The following is a 1,159-nucleotide window of genomic DNA, read 5'->3' on the forward strand; positions in this document are numbered from 1 at the left end:
GACGTCAATGAAGCCGGCCTGCCCGCCGGCACCGAAGCCCTCGACCCGATCGCCCCGCAATACTACGGCGACCTGATCAGCTGGACCGCCACGGCGCGCTCTAGACTGAAGTGCAACACCCCGATTTGGTAGGGTGTATGCATGGGAACTCACTACAGCCAGTTGTCGATGGACGAACGTAATCAGATTCATCGGTGCAGCAATGAGGGATTGAGTCTTCGGGCAATTGCCCGAAGACTCAATCGGCCGACCTCCGCAGTGTCGCGCGAAGTGGCGCGGAACACGGTGGGCAAGAGCTACGATGCCGCCCGTGCCGAGCGCGCGACGCTGGCGCGCAGGCGGCGCGGAACGATCAAGCTGAAGAGCGGTTCTGTGCTGCTCAACCGGGTTCGCGCGCTGATGGCCGAGGGCTGGTCGCCGGAGCAGGTTGCGGGCAGACTGCGCCGGATGAACCCTGATGATCCTGCTCTGCACGTCTCGCACGAAACGATCTACTGCGCCATCTACGCCGTGCCACGGGGCGAGCTGCGCAACGAACTCATCGCCCAGCTGCGTTTCTCCCACAAGGCACGCATGCCTCGCGCACGGGGCCAGGACCGGCGCGGCACGCTGCCGAACATGACCTCCATTCACCAGCGCCCGATTGAGGTGGCGGCCCGCCTCGTGGCCGGGCACTGGGAAGGCGATCACATCAAGGGGCCGGGCAACCGCAGTTCGGTGGGCACCCTGGTCGAGCGCAAGAGCCGCTACCTGATGCTGGTCAAGCTGCGTGACGGCTCGGCCGAGGCCACGCTGGAAGGCTTCACGCGCAAGTTCCGCCATGTCCCGCTCGCCATGAAAAAGTCGCTGACTTACGATCAGGGCAGGGAGATGGCCCGCCACGAGATTCTCGCCAAGCGGGTCAAGATCGACGTCTATTTCGCCGACCCGCACAGCCCCTGGCAGCGGCCGACCAACGAGAATACCAACGGCTTGATCCGCGAGTATCTTCCCAAGGGCCTGGATTTGGCGCCGATCTCCCAAGGCTACCTCAACGCAATTGCCCGACAATTAAACAACCGCCCGCGCAAATGCCTCGACTTTGAAACCCCAGCAGAGGTCTTTGCGAGGGAAATCATGAACTTTCAACCCGGTGTTGCACTTCAGAGTTGAAACCGCC

The 1,159-nt window shown here is 63.0% G+C and carries 1 protein-coding gene; it reads left to right on the forward strand.

Features of this window, described 5'->3' with window-relative positions; translation table 11 throughout:
• The first annotated feature begins 141 nt into the window (after window positions 1-141).
• Window positions 142-1,152 carry an IS30 family transposase gene (locus ETQ85_RS25990; RefSeq protein ID WP_148577193.1) on the forward strand — a complete coding sequence of 337 codons (1,011 nt, stop codon included), beginning with the start codon at window positions 142-144 and terminating at the stop codon, window positions 1,150-1,152.
• The last annotated feature ends 7 nt before the right edge of the window (window positions 1,153-1,159 follow it).

Origin of the sequence: Zoogloea oleivorans (assembly GCF_008107625.1) — a bacterium.
GTDB classification, from domain to species: domain Bacteria; phylum Pseudomonadota; class Gammaproteobacteria; order Burkholderiales; family Rhodocyclaceae; genus Zoogloea; species Zoogloea oleivorans.